The sequence below is a fragment of the Neobacillus rhizosphaerae genome, from assembly GCF_050477885.1.
Classification (GTDB): Bacteria; Bacillota; Bacilli; order Bacillales; family Cytobacillaceae; genus Neobacillus; species Neobacillus rhizosphaerae_A.
The window spans coordinates 1-18,185 of record NZ_JBCNAC010000187.1 but is presented as its reverse complement, the minus strand read 5'-3'; the positions used below and the strand labels follow the sequence as shown (position 1 = coordinate 18,185).

Sequence of the window (18,185 nt, the reverse complement as noted above, 5' to 3'; positions counted from 1 at the left end):
CGGTAGGTATAAAAAAAGTGGAAAATTAGGCTTTGATTAAAATGATAGTTTTTTGCCCTGTTGAATGGAGCGGAAGGTGCGAAGACTCCTGTGGGAGTACGGGTCAGGGGAGACCCCGCAGGCGCAAGCGCCGAGGAGGCTCGCCGAAACGCCCACGGAAAGCGAAGCACCTGGAGCGGAAATCAACGGACTGGTTTAAAAAAGCATTTTATCTAGGACGTTCTTTACATTTACATAACAATCTTTTATCATTTGCTTTCTTTCTTCAATTTTTATAGTAATATAGGTATGCGATTAGGTGTTAAATAGTTAATGAGGTGGAAAAGATGAGAATAGCAGTAAGCGGTGGAGGGACTGGCGGTCATATATATCCGGCTCTCGCACTAATTAGAGAAATTCAAAAAGAGAACAAAGACGCAGAGTTTCTATACATAGGTACAACTAATGGCTTAGAAAGTAAAATTGTTCCTAGAGAAAATATAGCATTCCAATCGATTCATATAACTGGTTTTAAACGTAAGCTGTCTTTCGAAAATGTAAAAACAATTTATAGATTCTTAAAAGGTGTGCAAGATAGTAAAAAAATTTTAAAAGCTTTTAAGCCGGACATTGTAATCGGTACAGGAGGTTACGTGTGCGGCCCAGTCGTTTATGCTGCCGCTAAACTTCGTATACCCACGATTATTCATGAACAAAATAGCGTGCCAGGCCTGACAAATAAATTTTTAAGCAGATATGTAAATAAAATTGCAATCTGTTTTGAGGAGGCAAAGGATTATTTTCCTCAGAATAAGATTGCATTTACCGGAAATCCTCGAGCGTCAGAGGTCGTTGGTCAGGATGGAATTCGAGGCAGACTCTCTGTTGGTCTTAGCACGACAAAGCCTGCTGTATTAATTTTTGGTGGAAGCCGAGGCGCCCGTCCAATAAATGAAGCGGTAGTTAAAGCCTTACCTGAGTTTGCGGAAAAAATGTATCAAGTTCTTTATGTAACGGGTGATGTACATTTTGAGGATGTAAAAAAGGAAGTAGAGTTGGTTGGAAATCCCAAAAATGTGGTGATCAAACCTTTTATTCATAACATGCCAGAGGTTCTTGCAGGTATTGATTTAGTTGTCTCGAGAGCGGGAGCTACAACATTAGCGGAATTAACCTCCCTTGGAATTCCAAGTATTCTTATTCCAAGTCCATATGTCACAAACAATCATCAAGAAAAGAACGCTAGATCCTTAAGTGATCATGGGGCGGCAGAATTATTGTTAGAAAAAGGTTTGACAAGTAAAAGTCTTGTAACCCACATTGACCGTATACTATTAGATAATGAGAATTTAACTGAAATGAAAGCAAAAGCTAAAAAAATGGGGGTACCAGATTCAGCAAGCAAGTTATACTCACTAATGAAAGAGCTTGTGGAGAGGAATCAAAAGTAGCCCAATTTACTTTATTGCATAAACTGAACTATTAGCATCTTGGAAAGTTAGGTGGTAAAAATGGACGAAATAATAAAAGAATTACAGACGCTAAATATTGGGAAGGTGAAGGAAAATGAACTCCTAGCCAACCATACCACTATGAAAATTGGAGGTCCAGCAGACCTTTTAATTGAACCTTCGTCAGTTGAAAATGTAAAAAAAGTAATGTCTGTTATTAATAAACATAGATTAAATTGGCGAGCGATTGGTCGAGGATCCAATCTTCTTGTATCTGATAAAGGTATTGAAGGAGTCGTAATCAAATTAAGCTCGGGACTAGACCGACTAGAGATCGACGGAACAACAATTACTGTCGGTGGAGGTCATTCACTTGTAAGTTTAGCAACACTTATCAGTAAAAAAGGTTTAACAGGACTAGAGTTTGCTAGTGGTATACCAGGATCGGTTGGTGGAGCAGTTTATATGAACGCTGGTGCACATGGATCAGACATTAGTAAGATCCTAACTAGGGCTCATGTTTTATTTGAAGATGGGGCTATGGAATGGCTGTCAAATGAAGAAATGAAGTTTTCCTATAGGACCTCTGTATTACAGAACAAACGACCAGGTATTGTGGTTGAGGCTGTTTTTGATCTTGCAGCAGGCGATAGGGCAGCCATTGTGGCACAAATGCAAAAAAACAAGGATTATCGAAAAGAAACACAACCATGGAATTTCCCTTGTGCCGGAAGTATTTTTCGAAATCCACTCCCTAACTATGCAGGAAAACTTATTGAAACGGCCGGTCTAAAGGGATTTAGCATTGGTGGAGCAAAAATTTCTGAAATGCACGGTAACTTTATTGTGAATGCAGGGAACGCCACTGCCGCAGATGTCTTAGCCTTGATTCAGCATATTAAGGATACGATCTTTAATCTCTACGGAGTAAAAATGGAAACAGAGGTTGAAATAATCGGACGTAAATAATCCTTGTATTTATTGTAAGAAATCTCTTACTAATGACAAATATTGTGTTATAATTACTGATAATATTACAGGTGAAACTAGGAAGAAAATGAATGACGGCATGAGTTTTCGTGCCGTTGTTTCACTTTCTGTAGAAACGTTAGTCGAACATATGGGACATGCTTTATGGTGTAGGGCAACGAGCGTACCCAGGCGCTTGCGCTTTTCTTATTGGAGGAATTATGAATGGAAAATGGTAAAATTGTTGCTCTAGAGGATCGTATTCCTAAGTTAAAGGAGCAAAGACGGCGAAAAGCAAACAAAAGGCTGGTGCTCCTGCTATTTTTGTTTTTTACAATGATAGTCATTATCGCTTATACACAATCCCCATTAAGCCATGTAAAGACAATTAGGATAGAAGGCAATGAAGTTTATACTGACTCAGAAATAATTAGCAAAAGTGGTATATCTAAAACTACGAATATATGGAAAGTCAAGAAGAGTGAGGTTTCCTCGAGATTACAGGGCTTATCCGAGATAAAAAAGGCAGAAATAAAGATTCATTGGCCAAACACAGTTCAAATTCAAGTAAGAGAACATAAAAGAATAGCGTATCTTAAACAGGAATCAAACTATTATCCAGTTATGGAAAATGGTAAAATTTTGAAAGATAGAAAAGAGGAAAAAATCCCAGTCAATTCTCCAATTCTTTTCGAATTCAAAGAAGGGGCAGCCCTAAACGAAATGGTAAAAGAGTTAGAAAATCTCCCAAGTGAAATTTTAAACTCCATTTCTGAAATTCATTATTCTCCGAAAAAAACAGACCAGTATCACATTTCCTTGTTTATGAATGATGGCTTTGAGGTAAGTGCAACTCTCAGAAGTTTTTCGGAAAAAATGGTGCATTATCCCTCAATCATTAGTCAATTAGATCCTAATAAAAAAGGGATAATTGATTTAGAAGTAGGCTCGTATTTTAAGGCCTTTGAACCAGAAGTGGAGGAAAAACAAGTTGAAGAGAATTAAGGTAAGGGGTAAACACGTTATCTTGTCCCTTGTCTGCCTTGTTTTGGGGTTTATGATTGCCTTTTCTTATCATTTGACACAAATGGAGAATCAAAAAGAAAAGCCTAGCTTGTCAGGCAAACAATATGAAAAAACTCTTGGATTAAGAAATCAATTGATCGCCCAGGAAGAGACAAATCGCAAGCTTCAAAAGGAGCTAAACAAAAAACAGGACAAGGTATTAAAAAACGAGAAGGATCTTGCTAAAGAAACACAAGTATTTTTAAACTTGGCAGAAGATGCAGAAAAATACAGGATGTACCTCGGTAAAGTCAAGGTAAAAGGAAAAGGCGTTAAGATTACTTTGACGGATGGTGCTTATGATCCGAAGGAAGATAATGTGAACAATTATCTTGTTCATGAACACCATGTTTTTAAGGTTATAAATGAATTATATATTTCCGGGGCAGCGGCGATTGCTATTAACGGACAGAGGTTAACAAGTCATTCTTACATTGTTTGCAATGGACCTGTCATTACTGTTGATGGAGTCCCACACCCCGCACCATTTGTCATTACAGCTATTGGTGACCCAGAAGTTTTAACTTCATCATTAAACCTGACAGGGGGAGTAAAAGACCAACTGGTAAATGATAATTTGGTTTTTTCCTTGGAAAAAGATGATGAAATCGTATTGAACCCAATTTTAGGAAGTTAAGTAGAGGGTCAAAGTATGTCCACATAAGGATTAATTTAAAAGGTTAGGTGAAAAAAGTGGACAAGCCGAAGAATTTCAGTTTTACGTTAATTGCTGCAGTCGTTGGTTTTATGATTGCTATTCAATTTCAAACCGTGAAGAAGCCTGAAGAACGTGATACAAGGGATATTTGGCAGCTACGTGAGGCATTGCTCAAAGAAAAAGAGCTACAGTCTAACTTATTAAGTGAAATCCGCTCAAATGAAGAAAAACTGTCAGCCTATGAATCTAAGCGGAAACAGAGTAAGGAACAGGCATTACGGGATACACTACAGGAGCTAAAGACGGAGGCAGGCTTAACCGAGGTTTCTGGACCGGGAATCACCTTACATATTGAGCCGGTCATTGAGGATGTACAGCTAGGAACTCCCGTGACAACAACAGTTGTTTCGCCTGAATTGCTAAAAAGACTATTGAATGAACTAAATATGTATGAAGCAAAATATGTTTCCATTGATGGTCAACGAATTATTAATACTACGGTTATAAGGGATATTAATAGGGAAACAAAGATTGATGGCCATACGATTAGGACCCTGCCTGTTGAGGTTAAGGTGGGTGTTGATTCGATGAACAATGCCGAAAAATTATCAAACCAAATGAAGGTTTCAAAAGCTAGAGATGAATTCTTTGCTGAAAGCTTGAGACTCAATGTTTCTTCGCCTAGTCCAAATATTACTGTTCCTGCTTATGAGAATCCAATTAGGATTAAGCATATGGAACCGATAAAGGAAGGAGGCGGTTCCTAATGTGGCTTCCGGTAGTGGGACTTGTGGTTGGGATCATCCTTGGACTGTTAACAGAAATACGTATTCCTGAAGAGTATTCAAATTATTTATCTATTGCTGTATTAGCTGCCTTCGACACACTTTTTGGGGGAATAAGGGCTTACTTGCAAAATATTTATGATGAAAAGGTGTTTGTATCTGGGTTCTTTTTTAATATAATGCTTGCAGCAAGTTTAGCTTTTCTCGGTGTTCATCTTGGTGTAGACTTGTATTTAGCAGCAGTTTTTGCGTTTGGTGTCAGGTTGTTTCAAAATATCGCCGTTATAAGACGAATATTATTGACAAAATGGTCAACAAACAAAGAAAAAATAGAAAAAAATTGATCTTTTTTAAAGGGAAATATGTAGTTGTGACGAATAATTTTATATGATATTACTATGAGAATCTATTAATGAACAAAAATGAATTGTTGTTCTACCCAAGGAGATTAAAAGGAGGTGCCAAAGAATGAACAGCAATGAAATATACGTAAGTCTTGACATCGGTACATCCAGTGTAAAAGTTATCATTGGTGAAATGGTCAATGACTCGGGTAAAGACTCGTTAAATATAATTGGTGTTGGCAATGTGAAATCTGAAGGATTACGTAAGGGGTCTATTGTTGACATGGACGATACCGTTCATTCTATTAAGCGGGCGATTGAGCAGGCAGAAAGAATGATTGGCATGGAGATAAGAGAAGTAGTGGTAGGAATATCAGGTCATAATGTAATGCTTCAGCACTGTCATGGGATTGTTGCTGTTTCCAGCCAAAACCGAGAAATTACGAATGAAGATGTCATTCGTGTCATTGAAGCATCACATGTGGGATCCATTCCACCTGAGAGAGAGAACATTGGTGTTATTCGAAAACAATTTATTTTAGATGGTAAAGATGAAATTAACGATCCGCGTGGGATGATCGGTGTTCGTCTGGAAATGGATGGCACACTTATTACCGGTTCTAAATCAATCATCATAAATACATTACGCTGTGTAGAAAGAGCAGGTCTTGAGATATTAGATATTATTCTCCAGCCGTTAGCTGCAGGAGATTATGCACTATCAAAAGATGAAAAAAATCTAGGTGTTGCCCTCATCGATATTGGCGGCGGTTCTACTACAATCGCTGTGTTCGAGGAAGGATTTTTGAAGGCAACAAGTGTTATTCCTGTTGGCGGTGATTTATTAACTAACGATCTTTCGAAAGTTCTTCATACTTCAACAGAGGATGCAGAAAAAATTAAGGTTAAATATGGACATGCCTTCTACGATATTGCATCTGAAGATGAGTTTTTCAGTGTTCCTATTATTGGCAGTGATCAACATCAACAATTTAACCAGCTCTATTTATCTGAAATTATTGAAGCAAGAATGGAAGAAATTTTTGAACTGATTGTTAATGAACTGAAGCGTCTAGGCGTAACAGAATTACCAGGTGGTTTTGTATTAACAGGTGGAACAGCAAAAATGCAAGGAGTATTGGAGCTCGCACAGGATATGTTCCAAAATCCTGTTCGCCTTGCGGTACCAGACTATATTGGTGTAAGAGAACCTCAATATACAACTGCGGTTGGTTTAATTAAATATGCTTATAAGAATGCTAGATTACCAGGTGGAAACATAGGTAGTACAGGTACATCTTCGGTAGCAGAACCAATCGAAAAAAGAGTACCAAAACAACAACATCAACCTAAAGCAAAAGTAGAAAAACATCCGGAAGAAAAGATGTCATCAAAAGTAAAAAAATTCCTTGGTTACTTTTTCGAATAACGATTCTCGAAAAAGAAAACCGGCGAATTAGGAGGATTTGTCATGTTAGAATTTGATACAAATTTAGATTCTCTTGCAACGATAAAAGTTATCGGAGTTGGTGGCGGTGGAAATAACGCTGTTAACCGAATGATTGAGCATGGCGTTCAAGGTGTAGAATTTATTGCAGTAAACACTGATGCACAGGCTTTAAATCTTTCCAAAGCTGAAGTCAAAATGCAGATTGGTGCGAAGTTGACTCGTGGTCTTGGAGCAGGAGCCAATCCAGAGGTTGGTAAAAAGGCTGCTGAAGAAAGTAAGGAACAACTGGAGGAGGCACTAAGAGGTGCTGATATGGTGTTCGTTACCGCTGGTATGGGTGGAGGTACCGGTACGGGTGCAGCACCAGTTATTGCACAAATTGCGCGTGACCTTGGTGCTTTAACAGTGGGTGTTGTTACACGTCCGTTTACTTTTGAAGGTAAAAAACGCTCTAACCAGGCTTCTGGAGGAATTGGTTCAATGAAAGAAGCGGTTGATACATTAATCGTCATTCCAAATGACCGCCTTCTTGAAATTGTTGATAAAAGTACTCCAATGCTTGAAGCTTTCCGCGAAGCAGACAATGTTCTTCGTCAAGGGGTTCAAGGTATTTCTGATTTGATCGCTGTTCCTGGATTAATCAATTTAGACTTTGCTGACGTAAAAACAATTATGTCAAATAAAGGCTCTGCTTTAATGGGAATTGGTGTCTCAGCAGGAGAAAATCGTGCAGCAGAGGCAGCAAAGAAAGCAATCAGCTCACCATTATTAGAAACCTCTATTGATGGGGCTCAGGGTGTTCTAATGAATATTACTGGGGGAACCAACTTAAGTCTTTATGAGGTACAAGAGGCTGCTGATATTGTTGCAACAGCATCTGACCAAGAAGTGAATATGATTTTCGGTTCAGTAATTAATGAAAACTTAAAAGATGAGATTATTGTAACCGTCATTGCCACTGGTTTTAACGAAGAAGGTTCACAACCAAAAGTAACTCGTCCATCCTTTGGACAAGCTAAACCTGCGGTAGGAACTGTTAAAAGAGAGCATAAACGTGAAGAAGCTCCACAAGAACCAGTTCGTAATACGAATGTAGCCCAGGAAGAGACATTGGATATTCCAACTTTCCTAAGAAATCGCAACCGTAGAAGATAATCTGAAGCGGGAGCACTTTAAAAACCTTAAAAAGCATGGTCCAAAACTTGGACCATGCTTTTTTTGTTAAGGTAATCACGCTTATAATGTGACAAAATCCGTAGGGAATAGTGGAAATTTCTGTTTTTTTGATTACAGAAAGTGACACACTTCAGCCATACAAGTACGTTATACTTTTCCGTAAACAGATAGATTACTCACCTTTTGATAGCTGATAAAGGAGGAAGCTTTATTGACTGTTTATTTAGATGTTATTTGGGCTCTTAATTTGTTCTTTGACAGTCTTCTCCTTTACTTAACTGCTATATTTCTGAAACGAAGAATACATCTTTGGAGGATACTTGCAGGAGGGTTTATTGGTTCGTTGATTATTTTATTGTCGTTTACACCATTAAATGTCTATTCAGGGCATCCAATTTCCAAATTGATTTGTTCCGTTTTTATGGTGTTAATAGCATTTGGATACAAGCGAATGAAATTTTTCCTTAAGGCATTAATGACTCTTTATGTTTCTACGTTTTTAATTGGTGGGGCCTTAACAGGAGCCCATTATTTTATTCAATATGATTCTGAATTAACTACGAAGGTGCTGATGTCGAGTGTAAAGGGTTTTGGTGATCCCGTAAGTTGGCTTTTTGTTCTAATAGGTTTTCCAATCGCCTGGCACTTCTCAAAGAAGAATGTTGAGAGTATGGAAATGACCAAAATTCAATTTGATCAAATAGTCAATGTAAGGTTGAAAATCGAGAATATCAGCTTAGTCTTTAAGGGATTAGTGGATAGTGGAAATCAATTGTATGACCCACTGTCCAAGCTTCCAGTTATGTTTGTATCAATAAAAAATCAACTAGAAGCCCTTCCTGAACCAATTAGAAAAATAACTCTCGATCCTGAACAACTCATTATGGGTATGGAGGAGTTTCCTGCCGAATGGCAAAATCGAATGCGAATTATCCCTTTTAGTGTAGTTGGACAAGAACATCAGCTTATTATTGCTCTTAAACCCGATTCCATTTTATTCGAGCAAAATGGGGCGCAATATTCTTGTGAAAAAGGTCTTGTATCTTTTACCACACAGCAGCTATCTCCTGATGATGCTTTTCAGTGTATTGTTCACCCAAAAATGCTGACAGGGGTCAAACAGTCCGAGGAATCAGTGAAAGTAAGTTAATATTACTATACTCAGAAAAACATAATTTAGAAGGAGGAACATGCATGAAAAAATGGAGACTTCGCTTATCCTACTACTGGTATAAAATCTTAATAAAATTGGGCCTAAAAACGGATGAAGTTTTTTATATTGGCGGAAGCGAAGCATTGCCGCCTCCTTTAAGTAAAGATGAAGAAGAAATGTTATTAAGTAAACTTCCTGGTGGAGATAAGGCTGCGAGATCTATGCTAATTGAAAGGAACCTCCGTCTAGTTGTTTATATCGCAAGGAAATTTGAAAATACTGGTATTAATATCGAAGACCTAATTAGTATCGGAACGATTGGTTTAATTAAAGCGGTTAATACCTTTAACCCAGAGAAAAAGATTAAACTTGCTACATACGCCTCAAGATGTATTGAAAATGAAATACTCATGTACTTACGTAGAAATAATAAAATCAGGTCTGAAGTATCTTTTGATGAGCCATTAAATATTGATTGGGATGGAAACGAATTATTATTGTCTGATGTTCTTGGAACAGATGAAGACATTATTACGAAGGATTTAGAAGCGAATGTAGATAGAAAATTGCTTACTAAAGCATTACACCAGCTTTCTGATAGGGAAAAGCAAATTATGGAGCTGCGCTTTGGCCTAACAAACGGTGAAGAAAAAACTCAAAAAGATGTTGCAGACATGCTAGGGATTTCACAATCCTACATCTCACGATTGGAAAAAAGAATTATTAAAAGGTTAAGAAAAGAATTCAATAAAATGGTATAAAAATAAAAATTTTTCAAGTTAAAAAACCCTAGAATTTCCTGTTTAAATTGCAATTTTCGACAAATATGCACATGTCCTGGCTCATGGACATGTGCATATTTTTCCTTCTCAAGGAGATACTGTTTTTTGTACAGCAGCTCCTGTGAGGAGGGAAAAGGATTGACTCGAAATAAAGTTGAAATTTGCGGTGTAGATACATCTAAACTTCCTGTGTTAAAGAACGAAGAAATGAGAATACTCTTCAAGCAAATGCAAGAGGGCGATATTAGCGCCAGAGAAAAGCTTGTTAACGGAAACTTACGACTCGTATTAAGTGTTATTCAACGGTTTAATAACCGTGGCGAGTTTGTTGACGACTTGTTTCAGGTTGGCTGTATTGGACTAATGAAATCAATTGATAACTTTGATTTAGGTCAAAACGTTAAGTTTTCCACTTATGCCGTACCAATGATTATTGGGGAAATACGAAGGTATTTACGTGATAATAACCCAATTCGTGTATCTCGTTCCTTAAGAGACATTGCCTATAAGGCCCTTCAGGTTAGGGAACGATTAATGAGCGAAACCTCACGTGAACCAACTGCTGAAGAAATCGCAAAGGTCTTAGAAGTACCACATGAAGAAATCGTCTTCGCCTTGGATGCCATTCAAGATCCAGTATCTTTGTTTGAGCCAATATATAATGATGGCGGCGATCCTATCTACGTAATGGACCAGTTAAGCGATGAAAAAAATAAAGATATTCATTGGATTGAAGAAATAGCTTTAAAAGAAGGTATGCGTCGATTAAATGAACGAGAAAAACTAATTTTACGAAAGCGTTTTTTTCAGGGAAAAACGCAAATGGAAGTTGCTGATGAAATTGGGATCTCCCAAGCGCAGGTTTCACGTTTAGAGAAAGCTGCCATTCGACAAATGAATAAGAATATTCAAAGTTAAAGCTGTCCTTTGGGGCAGCTTTATTTTTGCTTTTTAAAATAAAATCTCCCACGTACACATATATTCTTTATAGTAATAAAACTGGGAGTGGTGTATGTGGTCAAGATTTCCGAATTCCAGATAAAAGATGTCGTAAATGTATCAGATGGTAAAAGGCTTGGTAATATTGGTGATATTGAGATTAATCTAACGACCGGTAAAATTGAAGCTGTTGTGATTTCAGGCAGTGGAAGAGTACTTGGCTTTTTTGGGAAAGATGAAGATATTGTTATTCCATGGAGAAATATTATTAAAATTGGTCAGGATGTTATTTTGGTCAGATATAAAGGAATAGAAGAGAAAATAGCGGAAGAAACAGAGGTTTGACCTTATGTTTTTGCGGTGACCAATTTTTCTTTTCATGGTAAACTAAAGAAAAACATTTGAGGTATTGTAATGGAACCCTTTGTTTTAAAAAATCAATCCTATTTAACAATTGATAGCTGGATACAACAATTTCCTGGACTGAAAGCTGGGATTACAACTAAACTCGGGGGAACAAGCGAAAGCTATTTCGAATCGCTCAACCTTGGTTTTCATGTGGGTGATGATGTTAACGATGTATGCCAGAATAGACATAAAGTAGCTGAACAATTAGAGTTCCCTCTACACAATTGGGTGGGTGCGGAACAAACTCATGATATTATTCTTAGGAAGATTTCTATAGCGGACCGTGGTAAGGGTTCCAACTCCTATGAACATTCGTTTAAAGGCACGGATGGTTTTTATACAAATGAAGAGGGCATTTTATTAACTCTTTGCTTTGCTGACTGTGTCCCTCTTTTTTTTATTGCCCCTGAACAGAGGATGATTGGCACCGCTCATGCTGGTTGGAAAGGGACAGTTGGCCAAATTGCTAAAGAGATGATTACAGCTTGGGGAAAAGAAGGGGTCAAGCCTAAACAGATTTTTGTAGCAATAGGTCCATCTATTTGTGAAAAGTGTTATATTGTAGATGAACGAATTATTAAGCTAGTAGAAAATACACTAGAAGGCAGTGGAAGTTTACCCTATAATTTAGTGGCAGAAGGGCAGTTTTCCTTAGATTTACGTGAAGTAAACAGGCAAATCCTTTTGAAATCAGGTGTTCCAGATAAAAATATTCTTCTTACAAGGTATTGCACTAGTTGTAATCAAGAAGAGTTTTTCTCTCACCGCCGTGACCAAGGAAAAACAGGCAGAATGTTAAGCTTTATTGGTTGGAAGGAGACAGCAGATCGTTTATGAGAGTAGCAGATAATTTAATTCAAATTCAACAGCAAATAAATGAAGCATGTCTAAAAGGAAACCGGAATCCTGCTGATGTAAAATTGATTGCAGTAACTAAATATGTAAGTATAGAACGTGCTCAAGAAGCCCTAGAAGCAGGTGTTATTCATCTAGGTGAAAATCGTGATGAAGGACTGCTTGCTAAATGGGAAGTATTAAAGGACAAGCCTAGCTGGCACTTTATTGGGTCTTTGCAAAAGAGAAAAGTAAAAAACATCATCGATAAAGTGGAATATATCCATTCCTTAGACCGATTATCACTTGCAGAAGAAATCAACATAAGAGCGAAACAAAAGATAAAATGTCTAGTTCAGGTAAATATTTCTGGTGAAGAGTCTAAACACGGACTAACTTCAGAAGAAGCCGTTGTTTTTATTGAGTCGCTTCGTCCATATGAAAATATCAGTGTCGAAGGTCTAATGACAATGGCCCCATTCACAAAAGAGGAACATGTTATCCGTGATTGTTTCCGCAAACTAAGAGAACTTCGCGATCAAGTACAAGCTTTACATTTTTCTTTTGCACCTTGTACAGAGCTATCAATGGGAATGTCCAATGATTTTCAGATAGCAATTGAAGAGGGAGCAACAATGGTTAGAATAGGAACAGCACTTGTCGGTGATGAAGGTTAGGAGAGAAAAAAATGACGATAAAATCAAAACTTAAAACATTTTTCTTTTTAGATGACGGATATGATGATAACGATGACGAGTATGTAGACAAAGTGGAGCCAATTAAACAAAAGCAGCAACAGCCTGTAAAATCTCAAAATGTGGTTAGCCTGCAAAGTGTTCAAAAAACAGTTACTCCTACAAAGGGCTCTAAGGTAATTTTATTGGAACCACGTACATACTCTGAGTCCACTGAAATTGCTGACCATTTAAAAAGTAGGCGTGCTGTTGTAGTCAATCTACAGCGGATTGATAATGAACAGGGCCGACAAATTATTGATTTTCTAAGTGGAGTTGTATATGCCATTGGTGGGGACATCCAAAAAATTGGCATGAGTATTTTTTTATGTACTCCTGATAACGTAGAAGTTTCAGGGAATATATCTGACCTTATACAGGACCCAGATAACCAAAGTGCGAGGTGGTAATGTAAATGGCATTTGTTTTTGGTCTTTTACAACAAATAATTCAACTATATTCGTGGGCATTAATCATTTACATCTTAATGTCATGGTTTCCAAATGCAAGAGAGACAAGTATAGGTCGGATATTAGCGAGAATTTGTGAACCCTATCTTGAGCCCTTCAGAAAAATCATTCCACCTATTGGTATGATGGATATCTCTCCAATCGTTGCATTTCTAGTTCTAAACTTTGCCACTAAGGGACTACATAGTGTTTATCTGTGGCTTGTTTAAATTTTGATACTAGGTTGTGTTTTCATAAATGAACATTTATCAGCATTTTCGACCAGAAGAACGGGACTATATTGACCAAGTATTACATTGGAAAGACCAGGTCGAATCACAGTACGCCCCTAAGCTTACTGATTTCCTTGACCCGAGGGAACAACATATTCTGAATCTTATAATTGGTGAAAATAATGATGTGAAGGTTCAGCTTTTTGGTGGAAGTCTTGAGGGTGAGCGGAAAAGAGCATTTATCTACCCAGATTATTTGACGGTTATGGAAGAGGATTTTCAGATAAGCCTTTTTGAGGTCCATTATCCTACCAAGTTTGTCACTCTTGAACACAGACAGGTCTTGGGGACACTTATGTCTTTAGGACTTAAGCGAGGAAAATTTGGAGACATTCTCATGAAGGATGGCCAGGTTCAATTTTTTGCTGCAAAGGAAATAAGTACGTATATCCAAAATAATATTGAATCCATTGGCAAGGCTGGAGTAAGATTAGTTGAAACAACGATCAACAATCAAATCTCCGCGAAGGAGTTATGGGAAGAAAATGATCTAACTGTATCTTCATTGCGACTGGATACCGTTATTTCTGGTATTTATCATCTATCTAGGCAAAAATCGCAAACCTTTATACAACAAGGGCTTGTAAAAGTGAATTGGACACTTATTGAAAATCCTTCCTTTGATTGTGAAGAAGGTGATATGATTTCAGTCCGTGGATATGGTAGGACGAAAATTATCAGAATTGACGGAAAGACCAAAAAAGATAAATGGCGAATGATTGTCGGAAAGCAAAAATAATTCAATTTTAAAGCAGGAATTTCGAAAAATATGTCGAATATTTGCTAATACATATAGATGTAGAGATTGTATGGAGGTGGCATCAATGCCGTTAACGCCGTTAGATATTCATAATAAAGAGTTTAATAAAGGTTTTCGCGGATATGACGAAGATGAAGTAAATGAATTTCTTGATCAGGTCATTAAGGATTATGAATTAGTCTTAAGAGAGAAAAAGGAAATGGAAGAACGCTTAAATGAAATGAAAGACCGTCTTGGCCATTTTGTGAACATAGAAGAAACCTTAAATAAGTCCATTATTATTGCCCAAGAAGCGGGTGAAGAAGTTAAGCGCAATGCTCAAAAAGAAGCAAAGCTAATCATTAAAGAGGCTGAAAAAAACGCGGATCGAATTGTTAATGAGTCCCTTTCTAAGGCTAGAAAAATTGCGCTTGAAATTGAGGATTTAAAGAAACAATCAAAGGTTTTCCGTACGCGTTTTAAAATGTTGATTGAGGCACAGCTTGATATGTTGAATACGGATGATTGGGATCATTTATTAGAGTATGAAGTAGATGCAACAGAATTAAAAATACATGAAGAAGAAGATTCATTAGCTTGACGGATTCGGATTTTTTAGCATATAATTTTTAGATAGAGTATAGATTGGCAATGACGATGAAAGGGACAGTACAATTTTTCATTGGCTTAGATAGCGAGTCGGGGATGGTGTAAGCCCGGTAAGGCTGAAAAATTGGAAGATCGCCCTAGAGTTCCGGACCGAACCCTATTTAGTTGGGCAGTAGGCTCAGGCGTGTTATTCACGTTACGAATGCTTAAGAGGATAGTACGTACCGGTATTATCTATCAGGGTGGTACCGCGGGAATAAAAACCTTCTCGTCCCTATTTTGGGATGAGAGGGTTTTTTTATTTGTCTATTGGCTATTCTGTTATATGAAGAGGATATCAGGAGGAAGAAAAAATGGAATATAAAGATACGTTATTAATGCCGCAAACTGAGTTTCCAATGCGGGGTAATCTTCCCCAAAGAGAGCCTGAGATTCAGGCTAAATGGGAAGAAATGAAGATCTATCAGATGGTGCAGGAACGAACAAAAGGCCGTCCAATGTTTGTATTACATGATGGACCTCCATATGCTAACGGAGATATTCATATGGGTCATGCACTTAATAAAATTTTAAAAGATATGATTGTTCGTTATAAATCAATGAGTGGTTATCATGCTCCTTACGTACCTGGTTGGGATACACATGGTCTGCCAATTGAGCAGGCATTAACAAATAAGGGTGTAAAGCGAAAGGAAATGACAGTTGCGGAATTCCGTCAGCTATGTACTAAATATGCACTTGAACAAGTGGATAATCAACGTACCCAATTTAAGCGCCTTGGTGTTCGTGGCGACTGGGAGAATCCATATATTACGCTAAAACCTGAATATGAAGCGCAACAAATTAAAGTGTTTGGCGACATGGCGAAAAAAGGATATATCTACAAAGGTAAAAAACCTGTTTATTGGTCACCATCAAGTGAATCGGCTTTAGCTGAAGCTGAGATTGAATATCAAGATAAGCGTTCTGCATCCATCTATGTTGGATTTAAGGTGAAAGATGGCAAAGGTGTACTAGAAACTGATACACAAATTGTCATCTGGACTACTACACCATGGACGATTCCAGCAAATCTTGGAATTTCCGTGCATCCTGACTTAACCTACGTGGTGGTAGCAGCAAATGGAAATAAGTACCTTGTGGCTGAAGCTCTTTTAGAGGCAGTTTCAAAAGAAATTGGCTGGGAAGAAACTACGGTTGTTCAAAAAGTGAAGGGTGCTGAATTAGAATATATTGTCGCAGCACACCCATTATATGACCGTGATTCGTTAGTGATGTTAGGCGAACACGTGACTACTGATGCAGGTACTGGCTGTGTTCATACCGCTCCTGGACATGGGGAAGATGACTTTTATGTTGGTCAGAAGTATGGATTAGATGTCCTATGTCCTGTAGATGACAAAGGTGTGATGACAAGTGAAGCACCTGATTTTGAGGGCTTATTTTATGATACTGCTAATAAACCAATTGCGCAGGCTTTAGAAGAAGCAGGTGCACTGTTGAAATTATCATTTATTACTCACTCGTATCCACATGATTGGAGAACAAAGAAGCCAGTAATTTTCCGTGCTACTGCTCAATGGTTCGCTTCTATTAAAGACTTCCGTGAAGATTTGTTAGAAGCGGTTAAGGAAACGAAATGGGTTCCTGCTTGGGGAGAGACACGCCTGTTTAATATGGTTCGTGACCGTGGCGACTGGTGTATTTCTCGTCAGCGAGTTTGGGGCGTACCAATTCCTGTATTCTATGCAGAAAATGGTCAAGAGATTATTACTGACGAAACGATTAACCATGTATCGGAATTATTCCGCGCACATGGATCTAATATTTGGTTTGAAAAAGAAGCGAACGAGTTACTTCCTGATGGCTTTACCCACCCAGGAAGTCCAAATGGAACCTTTACAAAAGAAACTGATATTATGGATGTTTGGTTTGATTCTGGTTCTTCCCATCAAGCGGTTCTTCTAGAGAGAGACGACTTAGTCCGCCCAGCAGACCTTTATTTAGAAGGATCAGACCAATACCGCGGCTGGTTTAACTCATCCCTATCAACAGCAGTTGCTGTAACAGGCAAAGCTCCATATAAAGGAGTCTTGAGCCATGGTTTTGCACTTGATGGTGAAGGTAGAAAAATGAGTAAATCATTAGGTAATGTGGTTGTACCTGCGAAGGTTATGAATCAGTTAGGAGCAGATATTTTACGACTATGGGTTGCCTCTGTTGATTATCAAGCAGATGTTCGTGTTTCCGATGCGATTCTTAAGCAGGTTGCTGAGGTATATCGTAAAATCCGTAATACCTTCCGTTTCTTACTTGGAAACTTAGCTGACTTTAATCCATCAACAGATGCGCTTGCCTACGAAGATTTGCGTGAAGTTGACCAATTTATGCTTGTTAAATTAAATAAACTAATTAAATATGTTCACCATGCTTATGAAAACTATGAGTTTGCAGGTATTTATCATGCTGTAAATAATTTCTGTACTTTAGACTTAAGTTCATTCTACCTAGACTTTGCAAAGGATGTCCTTTATATTGAAGCAGCAGATAATCATGAACGCAGAGCCATTCAAACGGTATTATACGAGTCACTACTTGCGCTAACAAAATTAGTAGCACCTATTCTCTCTCATACAGCTGATGAAGTGTGGAAATTCATCCCTTCAGTCGAAGAAGAAAGTGTTCAATTAACTGACCTTCCTGAATATAAAGAGCTTGCTGGCGCTAAAGCATTAGAGGAAAAATGGACGGCGTTTATGAAGCTTCGTGATAATGTCTTAAAAGCACTAGAAGAGGCTAGAAATCAAAAAGTAATTGGTAAGTCATTGACAGCAAAAATCACTTTATATGTTAATGAAAACTCTAAGGCTCTGTTAGAATCAATCGAAGAAAATATGAAGCAGTTATTTATCGTCTCTGGTTTTGAGGTGGCTGGATCCTACGAGGAAGCCCCTGAAAATGCCCTTAAGTTTGAGGGCGCAGCTATTGTTGTAACAAAAGCTGAGGGAGAAACATGTGAGCGCTGCTGGATTGTAACACCTGAAGTAGGTCAGGATCCAGAGCACAAAACCCTTTGCCCACGATGTGCAGAAGTAGTAAAAGAAAACTATACACACTTAGCTTAATAAAAATGATGATCCCATGCCGAAGCAGGCATGGGGTTTTTTTATGTCCCAATCCAATGGAAAAAAGCCTGCCCGGTAAATAGGGTCCGTTTCTAATGCCCGATCTAAGAGAAAAAGTGCCCGCCCGGTAAATAGAAGAAGTTTCTAATGCCCGAGCAAAGAGAAAAAGTGCCCGCCCGGTAAATAGAGTACGTTTCTAATGCCCGAGCTAAGAGAAAAAGCTCCCGCCCGGTAAATAGAAGA

The 18,185-nt window shown here is 38.0% G+C and carries 19 protein-coding genes and 1 other annotated feature; all 19 genes read left to right on the top strand.

Annotation, left to right across the window (positions count from 1 at the left end; all coding sequences use genetic code 11):
* The first annotated feature begins 326 nt into the window (after nt 1–326).
* The 19 genes from murG (at nt 327) to ileS (ending at nt 17,942) form a co-directional block, all read left to right on the top strand.
* The gene (gene murG / locus ABES03_RS24685) at nt 327–1,430 is read left to right on the top strand and encodes an undecaprenyldiphospho-muramoylpentapeptide beta-N-acetylglucosaminyltransferase (RefSeq protein ID WP_430121695.1); all 1,104 of its coding nucleotides are present in this window, start codon (nt 327–329) and stop codon (nt 1,428–1,430) included.
* A 60-nt stretch (nt 1,431–1,490) separates the two neighbouring features.
* Complete coding sequence (gene murB, locus ABES03_RS24680; protein ID WP_430121693.1) at nt 1,491–2,399, top strand: UDP-N-acetylmuramate dehydrogenase; 909 nt, start codon at nt 1,491–1,493, stop codon at nt 2,397–2,399.
* Between the two features lie 225 nt (nt 2,400–2,624).
* Entirely contained in the window at nt 2,625–3,404 is a 780-nt protein-coding gene (locus tag ABES03_RS24675; protein WP_430121691.1) for a cell division protein FtsQ/DivIB, read from the top strand.
* Entirely contained in the window at nt 3,391–4,101 is a 711-nt protein-coding gene (locus ABES03_RS24670) for a DUF881 domain-containing protein (protein WP_430121689.1), read from the top strand. Before ABES03_RS24675 ends, ABES03_RS24670 begins: the two co-directional genes overlap by 14 nt.
* 56 nt (nt 4,102–4,157) lie before the next feature.
* Complete coding sequence (locus ABES03_RS24665) at nt 4,158–4,889, top strand: DUF881 domain-containing protein (RefSeq protein ID WP_430121687.1); 732 nt, start codon at nt 4,158–4,160, stop codon at nt 4,887–4,889.
* Nucleotides 4,889–5,251 carry a small basic family protein gene (locus ABES03_RS24660; protein ID WP_430121685.1) on the top strand — a complete coding sequence of 121 codons (363 nt, stop codon included), beginning with the start codon at nt 4,889–4,891 and terminating at the stop codon, nt 5,249–5,251. Before ABES03_RS24665 ends, ABES03_RS24660 begins: the two co-directional genes overlap by 1 nt.
* A gap of 124 nt (nt 5,252–5,375) precedes the next feature.
* Complete coding sequence (ftsA, locus tag ABES03_RS24655) at nt 5,376–6,680, top strand: cell division protein FtsA (protein WP_430121683.1); 1,305 nt, start codon at nt 5,376–5,378, stop codon at nt 6,678–6,680.
* A 42-nt stretch (nt 6,681–6,722) separates the two neighbouring features.
* A complete protein-coding gene (ftsZ, locus tag ABES03_RS24650) occupies nt 6,723–7,856 on the top strand; it encodes a cell division protein FtsZ (RefSeq protein WP_308080251.1) in 1,134 nt (377 codons plus the stop codon).
* 232 nt (nt 7,857–8,088) lie between these two features.
* Entirely contained in the window at nt 8,089–9,027 is a 939-nt protein-coding gene (spoIIGA, locus tag ABES03_RS24645) for a sigma-E processing peptidase SpoIIGA (protein ID WP_430121681.1), read from the top strand.
* 44 nt (nt 9,028–9,071) lie between these two features.
* The gene (gene sigE / locus ABES03_RS24640) at nt 9,072–9,791 is read left to right on the top strand and encodes an RNA polymerase sporulation sigma factor SigE (RefSeq protein ID WP_309865176.1); all 720 of its coding nucleotides are present in this window, start codon (nt 9,072–9,074) and stop codon (nt 9,789–9,791) included.
* Between the two features lie 159 nt (nt 9,792–9,950).
* Complete coding sequence (gene sigG / locus ABES03_RS24635; protein ID WP_040204876.1) at nt 9,951–10,730, top strand: RNA polymerase sporulation sigma factor SigG; 780 nt, start codon at nt 9,951–9,953, stop codon at nt 10,728–10,730.
* 96 nt (nt 10,731–10,826) lie between these two features.
* Nucleotides 10,827–11,096 carry a YlmC/YmxH family sporulation protein gene (locus tag ABES03_RS24630; protein WP_309865172.1) on the top strand — a complete coding sequence of 90 codons (270 nt, stop codon included), beginning with the start codon at nt 10,827–10,829 and terminating at the stop codon, nt 11,094–11,096.
* Between the two features lie 69 nt (nt 11,097–11,165).
* The gene (gene pgeF, locus ABES03_RS24625) at nt 11,166–11,996 is read left to right on the top strand and encodes a peptidoglycan editing factor PgeF (RefSeq protein WP_430121678.1); all 831 of its coding nucleotides are present in this window, start codon (nt 11,166–11,168) and stop codon (nt 11,994–11,996) included.
* Nucleotides 11,993–12,670, top strand: a complete 678-nt coding sequence (locus ABES03_RS24620; RefSeq protein ID WP_430121676.1) for a YggS family pyridoxal phosphate-dependent enzyme — start codon at nt 11,993–11,995, stop codon at nt 12,668–12,670. Before pgeF ends, ABES03_RS24620 begins: the two co-directional genes overlap by 4 nt.
* 11 nt (nt 12,671–12,681) lie before the next feature.
* Nucleotides 12,682–13,137: a cell division protein SepF gene (locus tag ABES03_RS24615; protein WP_430121674.1), complete on the top strand. Its 456-nt coding sequence runs from the start codon at nt 12,682–12,684 to the stop codon at nt 13,135–13,137.
* Between the two features lie 5 nt (nt 13,138–13,142).
* Nucleotides 13,143–13,406 (top strand): YggT family protein, encoded by a 264-nt coding sequence (locus ABES03_RS24610; RefSeq protein ID WP_430121672.1) that lies wholly within the window; start codon nt 13,143–13,145, stop codon nt 13,404–13,406.
* 28 nt (nt 13,407–13,434) lie between these two features.
* On the top strand, nt 13,435–14,208 hold the full coding sequence (locus ABES03_RS24605; RefSeq protein ID WP_430121670.1) for an RNA-binding protein: 774 nt from the start codon (nt 13,435–13,437) through the stop codon (nt 14,206–14,208).
* An 85-nt stretch (nt 14,209–14,293) separates the two neighbouring features.
* Complete coding sequence (locus ABES03_RS24600) at nt 14,294–14,809, top strand: DivIVA domain-containing protein (RefSeq protein ID WP_430121668.1); 516 nt, start codon at nt 14,294–14,296, stop codon at nt 14,807–14,809.
* A 47-nt stretch (nt 14,810–14,856) separates the two neighbouring features.
* Nucleotides 14,857–15,096 (top strand) — a binding site (T-box leader).
* A 74-nt stretch (nt 15,097–15,170) separates the two neighbouring features.
* Nucleotides 15,171–17,942: an isoleucine--tRNA ligase gene (gene ileS / locus ABES03_RS24595; protein WP_430121666.1), complete on the top strand. Its 2,772-nt coding sequence runs from the start codon at nt 15,171–15,173 to the stop codon at nt 17,940–17,942.
* Nucleotides 17,943–18,185 lie beyond the last annotated feature (243 nt).

Bases quoted from the DNA above. Each gene is read 5' to 3' on its own strand.
- ABES03_RS24675 (WP_430121691.1), top strand. From the start codon at position 2,625: ATGGAAAATGGTAAAATTGTTGCTCTAGAGGATCGTATTCCTAAGTTA.
- murB (WP_430121693.1), top strand. From the start codon at position 1,491: ATGGACGAAATAATAAAAGAATTACAGACGCTAAATATTGGGAAGGTG.
- ABES03_RS24610 (WP_430121672.1), top strand. From the start codon at position 13,143: ATGGCATTTGTTTTTGGTCTTTTACAACAAATAATTCAACTATATTCG.
- ABES03_RS24615 (WP_430121674.1), top strand. From the start codon at position 12,682: ATGACGATAAAATCAAAACTTAAAACATTTTTCTTTTTAGATGACGGA.
- ABES03_RS24605 (WP_430121670.1), top strand. From the start codon at position 13,435: ATGAACATTTATCAGCATTTTCGACCAGAAGAACGGGACTATATTGAC.
- ABES03_RS24660 (WP_430121685.1), top strand. From the start codon at position 4,889: ATGTGGCTTCCGGTAGTGGGACTTGTGGTTGGGATCATCCTTGGACTG.
- ABES03_RS24620 (WP_430121676.1), top strand. From the start codon at position 11,993: ATGAGAGTAGCAGATAATTTAATTCAAATTCAACAGCAAATAAATGAA.
- ABES03_RS24600 (WP_430121668.1), top strand. From the start codon at position 14,294: ATGCCGTTAACGCCGTTAGATATTCATAATAAAGAGTTTAATAAAGGT.
- pgeF (WP_430121678.1), top strand. From the start codon at position 11,166: ATGGAACCCTTTGTTTTAAAAAATCAATCCTATTTAACAATTGATAGC.
- ileS (WP_430121666.1), top strand. From the start codon at position 15,171: ATGGAATATAAAGATACGTTATTAATGCCGCAAACTGAGTTTCCAATG.
- ftsZ (WP_308080251.1), top strand. From the start codon at position 6,723: ATGTTAGAATTTGATACAAATTTAGATTCTCTTGCAACGATAAAAGTT.
- murG (WP_430121695.1), top strand. From the start codon at position 327: ATGAGAATAGCAGTAAGCGGTGGAGGGACTGGCGGTCATATATATCCG.
- sigE (WP_309865176.1), top strand. From the start codon at position 9,072: ATGAAAAAATGGAGACTTCGCTTATCCTACTACTGGTATAAAATCTTA.
- ftsA (WP_430121683.1), top strand. From the start codon at position 5,376: ATGAACAGCAATGAAATATACGTAAGTCTTGACATCGGTACATCCAGT.